General features: G+C 65.7%; 1 protein-coding gene. It reads left to right on the top strand.

Translation table 11 applies throughout. The annotated features are described in order from the left end of the window. A partial coding sequence (locus tag AUL36_RS24870) for a calcium-binding protein (protein WP_280137989.1) occupies positions 1–691 on the top strand: 691 nt, incomplete at both ends.

Below are 691 nucleotides of genomic sequence, written 5' to 3'. Positions count from 1 at the left end.
GCGTTCGGGGCGACGAAGACCGCGACGAGCGGCAACGATGTTCTGATCGGCACGTCCGGGGCGGATGTGATCGACGGCGGGGCCGGCAATGACGAGGTGCTGGGTCTTGCGGGGAATGACAGTCTGGCGGGTGGTGAGGGCAGCGACACCTTGCGCGGCGGCGAAGGCGACGACACGCTGGACGGTGGGTCGGGACCTTACGGCTACGACTATCTTTACGGCGGAGACGGCAAGGACACGCTGCGGCTGAACAGCAGCGGCTCTGCCGAAGGCGATGCAGGCGACGACGTTCTGGATGCGCGCGGGATCGTGGCCGGTTCGAGCTACACGGCTTCGGTGTCGCTGGATGGTGGGACCGGCAGCGACAAGCTTTATGGCGGTGCGGGCTCCGACAGCCTGTGGGGAAGGGATGGCAACGACACGCTGGAGGGTGGCGCGGGAGCGGACACGCTTTACGGCGGAGCGGGTGCCGACAGCCTGACGGGCGGCTCCGGTGTCGATCAGTTCGATCTTGGCTATCTTTCGAACGGCACCAATGAAGTGAACGGAGACCGCATCGCCGACTACGAGAGCGGCGAGAAGCTGTCCTTCTCCTACTACAGCTATGACCCGATGACCGGGCTTGCGAAGGCGCCCGACATCCGTCTGGTGGCGCTGGGCGATGACAGCCGGATCGAGATCGACGCCAACC

This window comes from Aureimonas sp. D3 (assembly GCF_001463805.1).
GTDB lineage: Bacteria > Pseudomonadota > Alphaproteobacteria > Rhizobiales > Rhizobiaceae > Aureimonas > Aureimonas ureilytica_A.
Note: the sequence above shows the minus strand (reverse complement) of the source record. Positions and strands in the feature narration are given on the sequence as shown.